Below are 17,111 nucleotides of genomic sequence, written 5' to 3'. Positions count from 1 at the left end.
CGCGTCGGAAGTGGGGCACGGATGAGCGTGGATGAGGCCGGCGCGGTGCGCGGGCACGACGGTGCGGACGAGCCCGGCTGGGAGGTCGATCCGGACGACGAGTCGGGCGTCGCCATGGCCGCCGCGGTGGGCCGGCAGATCAAGGCCTGGCGGGAGGCGGCAGGCATGCGGGCCGGCGAGTTCGGAGCGGCGATCGGGTACGGGGAGGACCTGGTCTACAAGGTGGAGGGCGGTCGCCGCATCCCCCGGCCGGAGTTCCTGGACAGGGCGGACGAAGTCCTCGGGGCGGGCGGCAAGATCGCGATGCTGAAACGGGAGTTGGCCGAGGTCCGGTACCCGAAGAAGGTGCGGGATCTGGCGCGGATGGAAGCACGCGCCGTGGAGGTCAGCGTCTACTCCAGCCACGGCATTCACGGCCTTCTACAGACGGAGCAGCATGCACGCGTGTTGTTGGAGGCGCGCCAGCCTCCCTACTCACAAGACGAAGTGGAGCGAGGCGTGTCCGCGCGTATCGCTCGACGTTCGGTCTTCGAACGAGAGCCGTCGCCTTCGCTGAGTTTCATCCAGGAGGAGGCCTCGCTACGACGCCCCATCGGGGGCAGGATGGCGCTGCGGCACCAGCTTGAGCGCCTGCTGGACATCGGACGGTTGCGCACCATCTCGTTGCAGGTGATGCCGCTGGACTGTGAGACTCATCCGGGCATGGGGGGTGACATCGAGATTCTGAAATTCGACGACGGCACAGCTGTCGGCCGCTCCGGGGGAGCCTTCAACGGCCGCCCGGTATCCGACTCCAAGCAGCTCAGAATCCTTGAGCTTCGTTATGGGATGATCCGATCCCAGGCGCTCACGCCGCGAGAATCGCTCGCCTTCATCGAGCAACTGCTGGGAGAGACATGATCGACAAGCTCGCCGCCGAGGACTCCCGCGAACTGGAACTGGACTGGTTCAAGAGCAGCTACAGCGACAGCAGCAGCGGCAACGACTGCGTCGAAGTCGCGGCCGACCCCTGCGCGATCCGCGTCCGCGACTCCAAGCGCACCCCCGGCCCCCTCCTCGCCTTCGCTCCCGCCACATGGGCAGCCTTCGTGACGTACGCCTCCGGGAGCTGACCCGGCGCACGCCCCCCACAGTGGCTAAGGAGACGCCGCCTGCTCGCGGAGCGACTCGATGAACGTCGTCACGTGCGGGTGGTCGCGGCGGCCGAGCGTGGCGACGCCGATGTGCCGGGCGGGAGCCGGCGCTTCGACCGGGACGACGTGCAGGCCCGGCAGTGCCGGGACGAGCGCGATGGAAGGGATCAGCGAGATCCCGACTCCCGCGGCGACGAGTGACCGGGCGAAGAAGTAGTCGGTGGTGGTGCCGCGCACGTCCGGTGCGAAGCCCGCACGCTCGGCGTAACGGCGCAGGTACGCCTCGGTCTTGAGGCAGCCCAGCACCCAGGGCTCGGATGCCAGCTCGGCGATGTCGAGCGACCGGCGGTCGCCGAGCCGGTGGCCCTCCGGCATCACGACGTGCAGCGGATCTTCCACGATGGGGGTCCACCGCAGTTCGGCGCTCGTCCCCGGTCCCACCGGCAGCGGACCGTCGAAGTGGTAGGCGAGGGCGAGATCGACCGCACCTTGGCGTACGAGGGGCAGGGTGTCCTCCGGCTCGCCTTCCCTGACGTGGAGCTGCGTGTGCGGATGCCTGGCCATGAACCGTGGGAGGGCGCCGGGCAGCAGGTGCCTGCCCCCGCTGGTGAAGGTGGCGACGGTGAGTTGCGTGCGGCCCGTGCTGAGCCGCTCGACCTGCTGCTTCGCCTGTGCGAGCTCGGCGGCGACGGATTCGGCCGCCCCGACCATGATCTGGCCGGCCTGGGTGAGTGCGACCCCGCGCGTGCTGCGGGTCACGACCTGGGCGCCGAGGCTGCGTTCCAGCGCGGCCACATGCTGGGAGACGGCGGAAGGCGTGAGACGGAGGGCTACGGCCGCCTTACCGAAACTGCCGTGGTGCGCCACTGCCCGCAGGACACGGAGCCTCTGCACGTCTATCAACAGTTTTCCTTAACACGTCGTCAGTAAGTCATCACTTCTGCTGCTGACGATAGGTCTCCAGGATGGGGGCATGCAAAGCATCTGCGTCATCGGCGGAAGCCGGTACTTCGGAAAGCTCCTGGTCGAGCGCCTGCACGCTGCGGGCCATCAGGTCACCGTGATCAATCGGGGCTCCACTCTCCCGCCCGCCGGTGTCGAGCACCTCGTCGCCGACCGCGGTGACGAGGACGCTCTCGTCGCCGCGCTCGGCTCCCGCACCTTCGACGCGGTCGTCGATCAGGTCTGCTACACCCCGGTGCAGGCCGCGATCGCCGTCCGCGCCTTCGCAGGCCGTACCCGGCGATACGTCATGACGTCCACGATCGAGGTCTACGACCCGGCGACCGCGGCACTGGCGACTGTGCCGACGGGCACCCCGGTGCCGGAGGAGAACGTGGACCCGCGCGCCTGGCAGGTGGCCATGGACCTGCCCTGGCACGACGAGGGGTACCAGGAGGCGCACTACGCCGAGGGCAAGCGCCAGGCGGAGGCCGTCCTCATCCGGGACGGCGGCTTCCCGTTCGTCTCCGTGCGCAGCGCGCACGTGCTCGGCGGCGGCGCCCAGGAGTTCACCGGCCGGCTGGCGCACTACACCGAGCGCATCGGCCGGGGCGAAGAGATCACGGTCCACGCACAGGCCCTGCCGACGGTGTTCATCCACTACGAGGAGCTGGCGGACCTGCTGGTGTGGGCGACCACCGCCACCGGCTTCACAGGCCCGGTCAACGCCTGCTCCGACGGCCTGCTCGACGTGCGTGAGCTGGCCGCGGTCGTCGCCGCGCGGACCGGCCGCACGCCGGTCCACCGGACCGTCGCGGCAGGCGGACCTGCTTCGCCGTTCTCCTTCGACCGCCACTACGCCATGAGCAACACCCGGGCGAAGGAACTGGGCTTCGTCTTCTCCCACGTCACCGACTGGCTGCCCGGCGCCGTCGCCGAGACCGCGGCAGCCACCGCGTAAGGAGCCCCACCGCCATGGAGTACCGCAGCATCGCCGGGACCCCCGTCAGCGCCATCGGCCTGGGCGCCATGCCGCTGTCCATCGAGAACCGCCCGGACGAGACGCGAGCCGTCGCCACCGTCCACGCCGCCCTGGACGCGGGTGTCACGCTGATCGACACCGCGGACAGCTACCACTGGCACGCAGGCGAGGTGGGCCACAACGAGCTCCTCATCGCCCGCGCACTGAGCCGCTACGGCGGTGACACGTCCGGTGTCCTGATCGCCACCAAGGGCGGTCGCGGCCGGCCCGGCGACGGCAGCTGGACCGTCGACGCCGACCCGGCCCGCCTCAAGCGCGCCGCAGAGGCCTCCGCCAAGCGCCTGGGGGTCGAGGCCATCGGCCTCTACCAACTGCACAAGCCGGACGGGGCCATCCCCTGGGCGGAGTCCGTCGGCGCCCTGCGCGAGTTGCTCGACGCCGGCACGATCCGCGCCGCCGGCATCTCGAACGTCACCACCGGCCAGATCAGCCAGGCGCATCAGATCCTCGGCGAGGGACTCGTCTCGGTACAGAACGAGTACTCTCCGGCCGTCCGCGACAGCGAGCCGGCCCTGCGGCTGAGCACCCTGCTCGGACTGGCGTTCCTGCCGTGGAGCCCCCTGGGCGGAATCTCCCGCAGCTCCCTCGACGGGCCCTCGGGCCCGACCTCCGCCGGCACCGCCTTTCACCACATCGCGGCCGATCGCGAGGTGAGCCCGCAGCAGATCGCCCTGGCCTGGCTGCTGAGCCGCTCCCCCGCGGTGATCCCGGTGCCAGGAGCCAGCCGCCCGGCGTCCGTCCGGGACTCCGCCCGGGCTGCGGACCTTGAGCTGAGTCCGGCTGAGCTGGCGCGGCTCGACGACGTACCGCCGGGCTGAGAGACGGCGTGCGGCGGGTACGCGAGACGGGGCCGGGTCCCCCCTCCGGACCCGGCCCCGGTCACGCCCCGTTCAGATGCCGCGCACCGCCGCGGTCGACCCGCGTACCACCAGCTCCGGCTGGAACACGTACTCCGTGCGCTGCACGGGGCTGCCCGCGATCTCCTCCAGCAGGGCCCCCACCGCCGCCGAGGCCATGGCCTGCACCGGCTGGCGCACCGTGGTCAGGGGCGGGTCGGTGAAGGCGATGAGCTGGGAGTCGTCGAAGCCGACGACGGAGACGTCACGCGGGACGTCCAGGCCCCTCCCCCGTGCCGCCCGGACGACGCCGAGCGCCATCAGGTCGCTGCCGCAGACGATGCCGGTGCAGCCCGCGTCGAGCAGTGCACCGGCCGCGACCTGACCGCCCTCGACGCTGAACAGCGTGGAGCAGACCAGCAGTTCGGCTTCCTCACGGTCCATGTCCAGCAGCGAGACCGCGGCGTCGACGAAACCCTCGCGCTTGCGCCGGGAGGGCACGTAGCGCTGCGGCCCGATCGCCAGGCCTACTCGCCGGTGGCCCAGCTCCGCGAGGTGGCTGACGGCCATCCGTACGGCGGCCTGGTCGTCGGGCGAGACGAACGGGGCGCTGACGCGCTCGTTGTAGCCGTTGATCAGCACGAACGGCACGCCGCGCTCGGTGAGCGCGGCGTAGCGCGCCGGGTCCGCCGAGGTGTCGGCGTGCAGCCCGGAGAGGAAGACGATGCCGCCGACGCCGCGCTCGACGAGCTGTTCGACCAGCTCGTCCTCGGTGGCGCCGCCGGGCAGCTGGGTGCAGAGCACGGGCGTGTAGCCGTGTCCTGCGAGGACCTGCTCCACGGACTGCGCGAACGCCGGGAAGATCGGGTTGGTGAGCTCGGGAGTCACCAGTCCGATCAGTCCGGCGCTGCGCTGCCGCAGCCGTACGGGGCGTTCGTAGCCGAGGATGTCGAGCGCCGCGAGCACCCGCTGACGCGTGGTGTCCGCGACGCCCGGCTTCCCGTTCAGGACACGGCTGACGGTGGCCTCGCTGACCGCGGCCTGACCGGCGATGTCGGAGAGCCGCAGCGCCGGTCCGGTCCTGGGTGCGGGGACGGTCACACCGTCCACCACACCGTGGTGTCCGCGGGCAGCTCGACGGTGTCACCCTCGACGGTGACCGGGGCGCTGGCGAGCAGCAGGGCGCCGGGGACGGTGACGCGGACCGGTGCGCCCGTGGTGTTGACGGTGCAGACGAAGCCGGGGCGGCCGAGGGTGAGCACACCCTCGGGGGCGTCCAGCCACTCGACGTCCGTGCCGGCGCCGAGCCCCGGGTGCGCGCGCCGGGCCGCGATCGCGGCGCGGTACAGCTCCAGCGTGGAGCCCTCCGCCCCGGCCTGCGCCTCGACGGAGAGCGCGCCCCAGCTGTCCGGCTGCGGCAGCCAGCTGCCGCCACCGCCGAAGCCGTACGAGCTGCCGTCGCGGGTCCACGGGATCGGGACGCGGCAGCCGTCGCGGAAGCCGTCCTGGCCCTCGGCGCGGAAGAACGACGGGTCCTGGCGGGCCTCGTCGGGCAGGTCGGTGACGTCGGGCAGGCCGAGTTCCTCGCCCTGGTAGATGTAGGCGGAGCCGGGGAGTGCCAGCATCAGCAGGGTGGCCGCGCGTGCCCTGCGCAGGCCGAGCTCGCGGTCCCCGGGGGTGCGGATCTGGGTGCCCAGGCCCGGCGGGTTGGCGAAGCGGGTGGTGTGGCGGGTGACGTCGTGGTTGGAGAGCACCCAGGTGGTCGGGGCGCCGACCGGACGCATGGCGTCGAGCGAGGAGTCGACGACGGCGCGGAGCTCGGCGGCGTCCCAGGCGGTCGACAGGTACTGGAAGTTGAAGGCCTGGTGCATCTCGTCGGGGCGCACGTAGTTGGCGGTGCGCTCGACGGTCGGGGTCCACGCCTCGGCGACGAGAACGCGGTCGCCGGGGTACTCGTCGAGGATGGTGCGCCAGCTGCGGTAGATCTCGTGCACACCGTCCTGGTCGAAGAACGGCATGACATCGTTGCCCAGCAGCTTCAACTGGTCGTGCGACCCGAGGTCCGGCAGACCCTCCGCCTTGACGAGTCCGTGGGCGACGTCGACCCGGAAGCCGTCGACACCCATGTCGAGCCAGAAGCGCAGGATCGAGCGGAACTCGTCGGCGACGGCCGGGTGCTCCCAGTTGAAGTCGGGCTGCTCGGGTGCGAAGAGGTGCAGGTACCACTCGCCGGGGGTGCCGTCCGGGTCGGTGGTCCGGGTCCACGCGGGGCCGCCGAAGATGGACTCCCAGTCGTTGGGCGGGAGTTCGCCGTCGGTGCCCTTGCCGGGGCGGAAGTGGTAGCGCTCGCGCAGGGCGGATCCGGGGCCCTCGGCGAGGGCGCGCTTGAACCACTCGTGCTGGTCGGAGGAGTGGTTGGGCACCAGGTCGACGATGATGCGCAGACCCAGGCCGTGGGCCTCGCGGATCAGCTCGTCGGCGTCGAGGAGCGTGCCGAACATCGGGTCGATCGCCCGGTAGTCGGCGACGTCGTAGCCCGCGTCGGCCTGCGGGGAGGCGTAGAAGGGGCTGAGCCAGACGGCGTCGACGCCGAGGTCCCTGAGGTACGGGAGCCGGGCGGTGACGCCCGCGAGGTCGCCCATGCCGTCGCCGTTGCCGTCGGCGAAGCTTCGCGGATAGACCTGGTAGATCACCGCGTCCTGCCACCAGCCGGTGCGGTGGCCCGGGGCGCCGTCGGACGTGCCGGTGGAGGGGGCAGCGAGGTGCTGGGTCATGTCGTCCCTGGGGTGTCTGGGAGGGAGCGGCGCCGGTACCGGGTCGGGGTTCCGGCGCCGCCGTGATGGTGCGTGCGGGCGTAAGAGGTGAGGGGTGTCAGCCCTTGACGGCTCCGGCGGACATGCCGGTGACCAGGTGCTTCTGCGCGAAGAGGAAGACCAGTGCGGCCGGGATCGCGATGAGCACGGAGGCCGCGGTCATCGGGCCCCACTGGGCTCCGTACTGGTTGACGAACTTCTGCAGTCCGCCGGCGAGCGTGAGGTTCTCGTCGCCGACCATGAAGGCGGAGGCGTAGGCCACCTCGCCCCAGGCGGTGATGAAGGAGTAGAAGGCGGTGACGGCGAGGCCGGGCTTGGCCAGCGGCAGGATGAGCCGCCAGAACGTGCCGAAGGGTGTCAGCCCGTCGACCTGCCCCGACTCGTCGATCTCCATGGGGATCGTGTCGAAGAAGCCCTTCATCATCCAGGCGCAGAAGGGCACCGAGATGGTGAGGTAGGTGATGACGAGTCCGGCGGGCTGGTTGAGCAGCCCGATGCTCGACATGATGTTGTAGATCGGCACGATGAGGACGGCGACCGGGAACATCTGGGTGATCAGCAGCGTCCACATCAGCCCGCGCTTGCCGGGGAAGCGGAAGCGGCTGACGGCGTAGCCCGTGGTGGCGGAGACGAAGACGCCGATGACGGTGGAGAGTCCCGCGACGATCACGGAGTTGCCGAACCAGCTCAGGAACTCGGTGTCCTTGATGAGGTTCGTGTAGTTCTCGAACGTCGTCTCTTTGAAGAAGTCCGTCGTCGTCGCGAACTCGGCGGGCTTCAGCGAGGTCAGCAGGACCCACAGCACCGGGAAGACCGCGATCACCGACGCGATGATCAGGGTGAGGTGCAGGGCCGTGGAGGCCAGCGGCGAGCGGTCGCCGCGCTTGCGGGGCTTGCGGGTGCCGTGGCGGGCGTGGGTTGCGGTGGCGGTGGTCACCAGTTGTCTCCCTGCGTGCGGAGCACTCGCCGGTAGACCACGGCGAAGAGCATCAGGAGTACGAGGATCAGCACGCCCCAGGTGGACGACTGCGCGAAGTCGCGCGGGCTGATCTCGAAGGAGAATTTGTACGCCTGGGTGACCAGGATCTGGGTGGCCTCACCGGGTCCGCCGCGGGTCAGCAGGAAGATCACCGGGAACATGTTGAAGGTCCAGATGGTGGAGAGCAGGACCACCGTGGTGGACACCGGGCGCAGTCCGGGAAGCGTGATGTGGCGGAAGCGCTGCCAGGCGGTGGCGCCGTCCATCTCCGCCGCCTCGTACTGCTCCGAGGGGATCGACTGCAGTCCGCCGAGCAGGGCGACCATCATGAACGGGACGCCGAGCCAGACGTTGACGGCGATGACGGAGAACTTGGCCCAGGTGGGGTCGTTCAGCCAGGGTATGCCGTCGATCCCGGCACCGCCGAGGATCTTGTTGAGCAGCCCGCGGTCCTCGTTGTAGAGGAAGCGCCAGGCGAACACCGAGACGAAGCCGGGGATGGCCCAGGGCAGGATCAGGGCCATGCGGTAGGCGGAGCGTCCGGCGATGCGGCGGTTGAGGATGTTGGCCAGCCCCATGCCCAGGCAGAACGTGATGCCCACGCAGGAGACCGTCCACACCAGCGTCCAGCCGAGCGTGCCGAGGAACTGGGTACCCGTCAGCGCGTCGACGTAGTTGTCGACGCCCACGAACTCGTAGGTGGCGGGCAGTTCGTTGACACCGATGGACCGTGCGACGTTGCGCTCGTTGGCGTCGGTCAGCGACAGGTAGATGCCGCGGACCAGCGGATACCCGATGATCACGCCGATCACGATCACGACCGGGGCGACCATGGTCCAGGCGTACCAGTGGACCGACATGGCCCGCCGGAGCTTGCTCGGTGGTGCGGATTTGCCAGTACCGCGGCTCCGGCCGCGGGCGACGTCGTCGCCCGCGGCCTTCGCCACCGACTGGCTGGTGTGGACAGCCATCAGCCGGCCTGCCTTCCTGAGTTACTTCCAGCCCTCGAGGAGCTTGCGGTAGGAGTCGCCGGTCGCCGAGGCGGCCTTCTCCGGCGTGGTCTGGCCGGTGAGCACCTTGGTGTACTCCGTGACGAGCGGAGCGAAGAGGCTGCCGGTCTCGGGGATCCAGGGACGCTCGACGGCGGTCTCGACGACGGGCTTGAAGAACTGGACGATCTCGCTGTCCACGGCCTCCTGCTTGGCGTACGCCGAGGTGCGGGTCGGCAGGAGGTTCAGCTCACCGGCGGTCTGCGCCTGGGACTCCACCGAGGTCATGTACTCGACGAAGGCGTACGAGGCCTCCAGGTTCTTGGAGCCCGCGTAGACGGCGAGGTTGTGGCCGCCCTGCGGGGCGCCCTGGCCGGCCGTTCCGGCCGGCACCGGGGAGATGCCGAGGTTCGCCTTGTCGGTGAACTCCTTGCCGGTCAGGGTGTCGGCGACGGCCCAGGGGCCGTTGATCATCATCGCGACCTTGCCCTCCTTGAAGGCCGACTGCATGTTCTCCCAGCCGTCGGTGGCGTCGGTCTTGGCGGCGCCGGAGTCGACGAGGTCCTTGACCGTCTTGAAGGCCTTCACGCCCTCCGGCTTGTCCACCGTGACGGTCTTGGAGCCGGCGTCGACCAGGTCGCCGCCTTCGCCGTAGAGGAAGGAGAGGAACCAGTACGCGTCGTCGCCGCGGAGGTAGAGGCCGGTCTTGCCGGTCTTGTCCTTGATCGTCTTGGAGACGGTCTTCAGGTCGGCGATGTTCTCGGGGACCTCGACACCGGCCTCCTTGAAGATCTTCTTGTTGTAGAAGATGCCCATGGAGTCGATGACCTGCGGGACCGCGAAGGTCTTGTCCTTGTACTTGGTGGACGCGGCGGCCTGCTCCAGGAAGTCGCCCTGGTCCTTCAGCGCCGACGTGCCGTCCAGCGGGGCGAGGTAGCCGAGGTCGGCGAACTCGGGGGTCCAGGCCACCTCGGAACGGATGACGTCCGGGGCGCCGGAGCCGGCCTGCGCGGCGTTCTTGAACTTGTTCTGCGCCTCACCGAAGGGGACGTTGACGTACTTCACGTCGACCTTCGGGTGCTTCTTCTCGAAACCCTCGGCGATCTTCTTGAAGACCTTGTCCTCACTGCCGACCGTCGAGGTGTCCCACCACGTCACCGTGCCGGAGAGCTCGCCCGAGCTCTTGCTGCCGCCGGACTCGTCGTCGCTTCCGCAAGCGGTCGCCGCGAGCGCCAGGGTCGCGACCAGGGCGGTGGCCGTTATGCCACGTCGCATCTGAACTCCTTCAACTGCCGTACCGCTCCGTCGCGGCGCCGGGTCGACGTGAACGTAACAAGGATGAAAGACGACCGAAAGACTTTGCGGAAGATTTCTGCAAGCACCGCTGATCGTTACATTGGCGTGTCCTCAAGGTTGCCGTCAAGCCTCTTGACGGAAGCCCGTCCACCCTGCCCACGCCTGGCCAGAGCCGCTTTGACGGCGGTACGACGATCCGATCGCGAAGGCCTGACCGCCCTCGCAAGGCCTTGCAAGATGTTGCCGCGACCGGGCCGCCGGGCGCGGGCCACGGGGTCGGACTGCCCGAATCCCGTGCATGGTGGGCAATCCGACACGCGCCCGGTACAGTCCATTGCCATGACCGCACGGCTTGCCGATATCGCAACTCAGGCGGGGGTCAGCGAAGCGACGGTCAGCCGTGTACTGAACGGCAAGCCCGGTGTCGCGGCGGCCACCCGTGAATCCGTCCTCGCGGCGCTCGACGTCCTCGGCTACGAACGCCCCGTCCGGCTGCGCCGCCGCAGCGCCGGACTGGTCGGCCTGATCACGCCGGAGCTGGAGAACCCGATCTTCCCCGCGCTCGCCCAGGTCATCGGCCAGGCGCTCACCCGGCAGGGCTACACGCCGGTGCTGGCCACGCAGACGCCGGGCGGCTCCACCGAGGACGAGCTCACGGAGATGCTCGTCGACCGCGGGGTCTCGGGGATCATCTTCGTCTCCGGACTGCACGCCGACACCTCCGCCGACATGCAGCGTTACGAGCAACTGCGCGCCCAGGGCGTCCCCTTCGTCCTGGTGAACGGTTTCTCCCCCAAGGTGCAGGCCCCTTTCATCTCCCCCGACGACCGGGCCGCGATGCGGCTCGCGGTGACACACCTGGTGGCCCTCGGCCACCAGCGCATCGGCCTGGCGGTCGGGCCGAAGCGCTTCGTCCCGGTGCTCCGCAAGATCGAGGGCTTCCACGCCACGATGCGGGAGCAGCTGGACCTCACCGCCGACGAGGTGGAGGAGCTGATCCAGCACTCCCTGTACACGCTGGAGGGCGGTCAGGCGGCCGCCTCCGCACTGATGGACCGCGGCTGCACCGCCGTGGTGTGCGCGAGCGACATGATGGCGCTCGGCGCGATCCGGGCGGCCCGCCGGCTGTCGATGGACGTGCCGCGCGACCTCTCGGTGGTCGGGTACGACGACTCGCCCCTCATAGCGTTCACCGATCCCCCGCTGACCACGATCCGGCAGCCGGTGACGGCGATGGGCCAGGCGGCCGTCCGCACCCTGCTGGAGGAGATCGGCGGCACGCCCGCTCCGCACAGCGAATTCGTGTTCATGCCCGAACTGGTCGTACGCGGTTCAACGGCTTCGGGCCCCGGCCCCTCTCCGGCGGCCCGCGCACGGCGCTAGAGGACAGAATGTGCGACCGGAACCCGACCGGAGGATCATCGGGCTGAGGGGGACGTATCTGGCAGACTCTGCGCCTATGGGTGAATCGCACGTGACCACACAGGAAGACCGCACGGCGGCCACCCCGTCACCCGTCGCGGACGGATCGACGGTGTCCGGTTCGACGAGAGCGATCGTCTTGTCACGCATGCGCACCCACCGCTTCTCCCTCAGCTCGCTGCGCCGGCCGCGCCGGCCGCGTCTCTGGTTCGAGATCCTGCTCATCGCGGTCAGTTACTGGCTCTACTCGCTGGTGCGCAACGCCGTGCCCGAGCAGAAGGCCGCGGCCCTGCGCAACGCCGACTGGATCTGGTCCCTCGAGCACACCGTGGGGCTCGCCTTCGAGGAAACGGTCAACCAGGCCGTCAATTCGGTGACATGGCTGATCGTGTCGATGAACTACTACTACGCGACGCTGCACTTCATCGTGACCATCGGTGTGCTCGTCTGGCTGTTCCGCCGCCACCCGGGCCGCTACGCGGCCACCCGCCTGGTCCTCTTCGCCACCACGGCGGTGGCCCTGCTCGGCTACTACCTCTTCCCCCTGGCGCCGCCCCGGCTGATGAACGGCGGCGCCTTCATCGACACGGTGATGCTGCACCAGACGTGGGGGTCGATGGCCTCGGGCAACTTCAAGCACATGTCGAACCAGTACGCGGCGATGCCGTCCATGCACATCGGCTGGTCCCTGTGGTGCGGCCTGACCATCTGCGCCCTGGCCTCCGCCCCCTGGGCGCGGATCCTGGGGGCGCTGTACCCCGTGGCCACACTGGTCGTGATCGTGGCGACGGCGAACCACTTCTGGCTGGACGCGGTGGGCGGGATGGCCTGCCTGACGTTCGGCGTGGCGGTCTCCTACGCCTGGTACGGATCGCTGCCGCACCGCCTGCCGAAGCGGGTGCAGCTCCCCGGCGCGGGCCGTCTGCGTGCCCTTCGACGGCACCCCGCGAAGGTGCCCGGGCCGCCGGCTCGGGCAGGCAGCCCGAGCGCGTCCGGAGAGTGAGGGCGGGCCCGGGGAGTGAGGGCGTGCGGGGCCCGTCCCGGACGCCTCACGACCGCCGTCACCCCACCGCGCCGTAGAACCGCTCCTCCACGGCCGCCGTCACCCCACCGCGCCGTAGAACCGCTCCTCCACGGCCGCCGTCACCCCACCGCGCCGTAGAACCGCTCGTCCACGACCGCCCGGGCCCGCCGGGTGATCCGCCGGTAGTCGTCCAGCATGTCGCCCACGTGCCCCGGCTCGTAGCCCAGGTACCGCCCCACGGCCGTCAGCTCGCGCGGGTTCGAGGGGAACGTGTCGCCCGGCCGCCCCCGCACCAGCATGACCGCGTTACGCACCCGCGAGGCCAGCACCCACGCCTCGTCCAGCATCTGCGCCTCCTCCGCCGGGATCAGCCCCGCCGCGCACGCCGCCGCCAGCGCCTCCCGCGTGCGCGGGGTCCGAAGCCCGGGTTCGCACCAGCCGTGCTGCATCTGCATCAGCTGTACCGTCCACTCGACGTCGCTCAGCCCGCCGCGCCCCAGCTTGGTGTGGAGCGTGGGATCGGCGCCGCGCGGCATGCGTTCCGACTCCATCCGCGCCTTGAGCCGCCGGATCTCCCGCACCGCGTCGTCCCCCAGTCCCTCCACGGGGTACCGCAGCGGGTCGATCAGCTCGACGAAGGCGCGGCCGAGCTCCTCGTCCCCGGCCACCGGGTCGGCGCGCAGCAGGGCCTGGCTCTCCCAGACCAGCGACCAGCGCCGGTAGTACGCCTCGTACGACTTCAGGGTCCTGACCAGCGGCCCGGTCTTGCCCTCGGGCCGCAGGTCGACGTCGATGAGCAGGGGCGGATCCGCGGTCGGCAGCTCCAGCAGCCTGCGCATCTCCGTGACGACGGTGTTGGCGGCCCGGGCCGCCTCCTCGTCGCTGACCCCCTCGCGGGGCTCGTGCACGAACAGGACGTCGGCGTCGGAGCCGTAGCCCAGCTCGTGACCGCCGAACCGGCCCATGCCGATGACGGCGAACCGGGTGGGCAGGGTGGCGCCCCACCGCTCGCGGACGGCGGCGCGCAGCGCCCCGGAGAGCGTCGCGGCGTTCAGGTCGGTGACCGCGGAGCCGACCCGGTCGACGAGGGCGCCGGGGTCGGGATCGGCCGGGTTGTCCTCGGTGCCGTACGAGCCGATGATGTCGGCCGCGGTCGTCCGGAACAGCTCCCGCCGCCGCACCCCGCGCGCCACGGCGACCGCCGCTTCGGCGCCCGGCGCCCGGCCCACCGCGGCCAGGACCTCCTGCTCCAGATGGTCCCGGCTGCGCGGTGTCAGCCCTTCCGGGTCGCCGAGGATGGCGACGGCCTCGGGGGCCCGCATCAGCAGGTCCGGGGCGAGGCGTCCGGCGGACAGGACCCGGGCGAGGTTCTCGGCTGCGGCGCCCTCGTCGCGCAGGAGCCGGAGGTACCACGGGGTCTTGCCCAGGGCGTCGGACACCTGGCGGAAGCCGAGGAGCCCGGCGTCGGGATCGGCGGAGTCGGCGAACCAGCCGAGGAGGACCGGCAGGAGCGTGCGCTGGATCGCGGCCTTGCGGGAGACCCCCGACGACAGTGCCTCCAGGTGCCGCAGCGCGGCGGCGGGATCGGCGTATCCGAGGGCTTCCAGCCGGACGACGGCGGCCTTGGCGCTGAGCCTGCTCTCGCCGGGCGCGAGCTGGGCCACCGCGTCCAGGAGGGGCCGGTAGAAGAGCTTCTCGTGCAGCCGCCGCACCACGGAGGCGTGCCGCCGCCAGGCCCTGTTGAGCTCCGCCACCGGGTCCGTGCGCAGTCCCAGGGAGCGCCCGAGCCTGCGCAGGTCGGCCTCGTCCTCGGGGACCAGGTGCGTGCGGCGCAGCCGGTAGAGCTGGATGCGGTGCTCCATGGAGCGCAGGAAGCGGTAGGCCTCGTCCAGTTGCGCGGCGTCCGCCCGCCCGACGTAACCGCCGTCCGCGAGGGCGCGCAGGGCCTCCAGGGTGGAGCCGGAGTGCAGGCTGCTGTCGCTGCGGCCGTGGACGAGCTGGAGCAGCTGGACGGCGAACTCGACGTCCCGGAGGCCGCCGGGGCCGAGCTTGAGCTCACGGTCGACGCGGTCGACGGGGATGTTGTCCACGACGCGGCGGCGCATCTTCTGGACGTCGCCGACGAAGTTCTCCCGGTCGGCCGCCTGCCACACCAGCGGGGACACGGCCTCGACGTACTCCGCTCCGAGCTCGGGGTCGCCGGCGACGGGCCGCGCCTTGAGCAGGGCCTGGAACTCCCACGTCTTGGCCCAGCGCTGGTAGTAGGCGAGGTGGGAGGTGAGGGTGCGCACGAGCGGCCCGTTGCGGCCCTCGGGGCGGAGGTTGGCGTCGACGGGCCAGATGGTGCCCTCGACGGTGGTGTCGGAGCAGATCCGCATCATGTGGGCGGCGAGCCGGGTGGCGGCCTGCATCGCGCCGTTCTCCTCCGCGCCGTCGAGGGGCTCGCCCACGAAGATCACGTCGACGTCGGAGACGTAGTTCAGCTCGTGTCCACCGCACTTGCCCATCGCGATGACGGCGAGCCGGCACTGCGCGGCGTCGGAGGGCGCGTCGGCACGCGCTATGTCGAGCGCCGACCGCAGGGTGGCCGTGGCCAGGTCCGCCAGCTCGGCGGCGACCTGGGCGACGTCGGTCGTCCCGCACACGTCGCGGGCCGCTATCGACAGGAGTGACCTGCGGTAGGCGACCCGGAGCGAGTCCGGATCGTCCGCGTCGCCCAGCATGCGTTCGAACTCGGGGACACCGGGATGCAGGTCGGTGGCCTCGTACGTGACCAGGACCTGCCAGTCGTGCGGATGCCGGGCGAGATGGTCACCGAGGGCCTCGGAGGCGCCGAGGGCGCCCAGGAGCCGGTCCCGCAGCGGCTTGGCCGTGACGAGCGTGTCCAGCAGGCCCTGCCGCTCCTCGGCCTCCACCGCCTCCACGAGCCGTACGAGGCTGTGCAGGGCCAGGTCCGGGTCCGCGGTCCCGCCGAGGGCTTCCAGGAGGACGGGATCGGCGCGTACGGAGGTGAGCTCCGGCAGGTCCAGCAGTTGCTCGGCGGCGGACGGATCGGTGAAACCGTGCCGCAGCAGTCTCGTGAACGTACTGCTCCTGCGTCCCGGCACCGTCGTCATCCCGTGTCTCCTGCCCGCCGATCACACATGTCCGCCCTTCGAGCCTAGCCCCGTACCGATGAATCCGTGGCGGGAGCGGAGTCCACCCTGCAGAGGCACGATCGAGCAGAAGGCCATGGACACCGCCGAACCACCCGAGGAGACCCGCCATGCCCGCCGAGAACAGCACAGCCGCCGCCCCTGAGACCGCTCTCGACCCCCACTACAGCAGCGAGGACGCGACCGCCCGGCCGTGGGCGGAGGCGGTCGCCCTGCTGGAGGGCGCCGAACTGTACTGGCTGTCCACGGTCCGCCCGGACGGCCGCCCGCACGTCACCCCGCTGATCGGCCTCTGGTCGGCCGGCGCGCTGCACTTCTGCACGGGGCCTTCGGAACGCAAGGCGCGCAATCTGGCGGCCAACCCGGAGGTAGTCCTGACCACCGGCGCCAACACGCTGAACGAGGGGTTCGACGTGGTGGTCGAGGGCCGGGCGGCCCGGGTGACCCAGGAGCAGCGGCTGATCGCGCTGGCCGAGGCATGGGAGTCGAAGTACGGCGGCGACTGGCACTTCGGCGTCACGGACGGGATGTTCTCCAACGGAGCGGGAGGCCGTGCGGAGGTCTTCGCGGTGACCCCCCGCACGGTCTTCGGCTTCGCCAAGGGCGACCCGTTCGGCCAGACCCGTTGGCGCTTCGCCTGAGCCCCGCCGCACCCGGCCCCGCCGGCTACCGGGGCCGGGTGCCGATGACGACGGTGGCGTACAGCTCCTCGGAGACGACGACGCGCGCGGCCAGTCCGCCGCTCCCCACCACTCCTGCGGCCCGTGCGGCCTGCCGCTCGCTCGTCTCGACCAGCAGACTGCCGCCCGGTGCCAGCCAGTCGGCCGCCTCGGCGACGACGCGGCGCATCACGTCGAGTCCGTCGCCGCCCCCGTCGAGCGCGACGCGCGGCTCGTGGACGCGCGCCTCGGCGGGCAGCAGCCCGACGTCCCGGGTGGGCACGTACGGCACGTTGGCGAGCAGGACGTCGACGCGCCCGCGCAGGGAGCGGGGCAGGGGTGCGAAGAGGTCGCCCTGGTGGACCGTCCCGCGCTCCCCCACGTTGCGCCGGGCGCAGCGTACGGCGGCGGGCTCCACGTCGGCGGCGTGGAGTTCGGCCTCCCGCAGCGACGAGACCAGTGCCGTGCCGAGCGCCCCGGTACCGCAGCAGAGGTCGACCACGACCGCCCGGTCGGGCGCGAGCGCCGAGGCCTGGCGGACGAGGAACTCGGTACGCCGCCGGGGCACGAAGACCCCGGGGTCCACGGCGATCCGCAGCCCGCAGAACTCGGCCCAGCCGAGGACGTGTTCCAGTGGCAGACCGGCGACGCGGCGTTCGAGCATGGAGGCGAGTCCGGCGGGGTCCGGCGCTGTGGAGAGGAGGAGTTCCGCCTCGTCCTCGGCGAAGACGCAGCCGGCCGCGCGGAGCGCGGTGACGAGGGAGGCGAAGGTGAGCGGGGGAGCGGATTCCTGCATGGTGCGGAGCCTTTCGGGATGACCG

The 17,111-nt window shown here is 71.0% G+C and carries 15 protein-coding genes; 7 read left to right on the top strand and 8 right to left on the bottom strand.

The features are described 5' to 3' along the window. The first annotated feature begins 21 nt into the window (after positions 1–21). Positions 22–900 (top strand): helix-turn-helix domain-containing protein, encoded by an 879-nt coding sequence (locus ACIRJR_RS13205; RefSeq protein ID WP_403778365.1) that lies wholly within the window; start codon positions 22–24, stop codon positions 898–900. Beyond that, positions 897–1,112, top strand: coding sequence for a DUF397 domain-containing protein (locus ACIRJR_RS13200; protein WP_403778362.1), 216 nt, complete (start codon positions 897–899; stop codon positions 1,110–1,112). The genes ACIRJR_RS13205 and ACIRJR_RS13200 overlap by 4 nt, the downstream gene beginning before the upstream one ends. 24 nt (positions 1,113–1,136) lie before the next feature. On the opposite strand, the gene ACIRJR_RS13195 is transcribed toward ACIRJR_RS13200, so the two are convergent. Then, positions 1,137–2,036 carry a LysR family transcriptional regulator gene (locus ACIRJR_RS13195; RefSeq protein ID WP_403778359.1) on the bottom strand — a complete coding sequence of 300 codons (900 nt, stop codon included), beginning with the start codon at positions 2,034–2,036 and terminating at the stop codon, positions 1,137–1,139. A 70-nt stretch (positions 2,037–2,106) separates the two neighbouring features. Here ACIRJR_RS13195 and ACIRJR_RS13190 point away from each other — a divergent pair, with 70 nt between their 5' ends. Continuing rightward, the gene (locus ACIRJR_RS13190; protein WP_403778356.1) at positions 2,107–3,036 is read left to right on the top strand and encodes an NAD-dependent epimerase/dehydratase family protein; all 930 of its coding nucleotides are present in this window, start codon (positions 2,107–2,109) and stop codon (positions 3,034–3,036) included. A gap of 14 nt (positions 3,037–3,050) precedes the next feature. Beyond that, positions 3,051–3,935 carry an aldo/keto reductase gene (locus tag ACIRJR_RS13185; RefSeq protein WP_403778353.1) on the top strand — a complete coding sequence of 295 codons (885 nt, stop codon included), beginning with the start codon at positions 3,051–3,053 and terminating at the stop codon, positions 3,933–3,935. 72 nt (positions 3,936–4,007) lie between these two features. On the opposite strand, the gene ACIRJR_RS13180 is transcribed toward ACIRJR_RS13185, so the two are convergent. The 5 genes from ACIRJR_RS13180 to ACIRJR_RS13160 form a co-directional block, all read right to left on the bottom strand. Beyond that, a complete protein-coding gene (locus tag ACIRJR_RS13180; protein ID WP_403778350.1) occupies positions 4,008–5,066 on the bottom strand; it encodes a LacI family DNA-binding transcriptional regulator in 1,059 nt (352 codons plus the stop codon). Then, entirely contained in the window at positions 5,051–6,727 is a 1,677-nt protein-coding gene (locus ACIRJR_RS13175; RefSeq protein ID WP_403778347.1) for a glycoside hydrolase family 13 protein, read from the bottom strand. Before ACIRJR_RS13175 ends, ACIRJR_RS13180 begins: the two co-directional genes overlap by 16 nt. 97 nt (positions 6,728–6,824) lie before the next feature. After that, entirely contained in the window at positions 6,825–7,703 is an 879-nt protein-coding gene (locus ACIRJR_RS13170; RefSeq protein WP_403778344.1) for a sugar ABC transporter permease, read from the bottom strand. Further along, a complete protein-coding gene (locus ACIRJR_RS13165; protein ID WP_403778341.1) occupies positions 7,700–8,716 on the bottom strand; it encodes a carbohydrate ABC transporter permease in 1,017 nt (338 codons plus the stop codon). The genes ACIRJR_RS13170 and ACIRJR_RS13165 overlap by 4 nt, the downstream gene beginning before the upstream one ends. A gap of 21 nt (positions 8,717–8,737) precedes the next feature. Further along, positions 8,738–10,009 (bottom strand): extracellular solute-binding protein, encoded by a 1,272-nt coding sequence (locus ACIRJR_RS13160; RefSeq protein WP_403778338.1) that lies wholly within the window; start codon positions 10,007–10,009, stop codon positions 8,738–8,740. Positions 10,010–10,369: 360 nt separating this feature from the next. Between ACIRJR_RS13160 and ACIRJR_RS13155 the strand changes: the two genes are divergently transcribed. After that, positions 10,370–11,413, top strand: coding sequence for a LacI family DNA-binding transcriptional regulator (locus ACIRJR_RS13155; protein ID WP_403778335.1), 1,044 nt, complete (start codon positions 10,370–10,372; stop codon positions 11,411–11,413). A 76-nt stretch (positions 11,414–11,489) separates the two neighbouring features. Beyond that, positions 11,490–12,455 (top strand): phosphatase PAP2 family protein, encoded by a 966-nt coding sequence (locus tag ACIRJR_RS13150; protein ID WP_403778332.1) that lies wholly within the window; start codon positions 11,490–11,492, stop codon positions 12,453–12,455. A 140-nt stretch (positions 12,456–12,595) separates the two neighbouring features. Here the strand turns inward: ACIRJR_RS13150 and ACIRJR_RS13145 are convergent, their stop codons facing one another. Beyond that, complete coding sequence (locus ACIRJR_RS13145; RefSeq protein ID WP_403778329.1) at positions 12,596–15,592, bottom strand: bifunctional [glutamine synthetase] adenylyltransferase/[glutamine synthetase]-adenylyl-L-tyrosine phosphorylase; 2,997 nt, start codon at positions 15,590–15,592, stop codon at positions 12,596–12,598. 149 nt (positions 15,593–15,741) lie between these two features. Here ACIRJR_RS13145 and ACIRJR_RS13140 point away from each other — a divergent pair, with 149 nt between their 5' ends. Beyond that, the gene (locus tag ACIRJR_RS13140; RefSeq protein ID WP_403778326.1) at positions 15,742–16,272 is read left to right on the top strand and encodes a pyridoxamine 5'-phosphate oxidase family protein; all 531 of its coding nucleotides are present in this window, start codon (positions 15,742–15,744) and stop codon (positions 16,270–16,272) included. A gap of 25 nt (positions 16,273–16,297) precedes the next feature. On the opposite strand, the gene ACIRJR_RS13135 is transcribed toward ACIRJR_RS13140, so the two are convergent. Then, the gene (locus ACIRJR_RS13135) at positions 16,298–17,086 is read right to left on the bottom strand and encodes a putative protein N(5)-glutamine methyltransferase (protein WP_403778323.1); all 789 of its coding nucleotides are present in this window, start codon (positions 17,084–17,086) and stop codon (positions 16,298–16,300) included. Positions 17,087–17,111 lie beyond the last annotated feature (25 nt).

It is taken from the genome of Streptomyces sp. NPDC102402, from assembly GCF_044765765.1.
GTDB lineage: Bacteria > Actinomycetota > Actinomycetes > Streptomycetales > Streptomycetaceae > Streptomyces.
The sequence above is the reverse complement of the archived record's forward strand: the minus strand, read 5'-3'. Positions and strand labels throughout refer to the sequence as shown.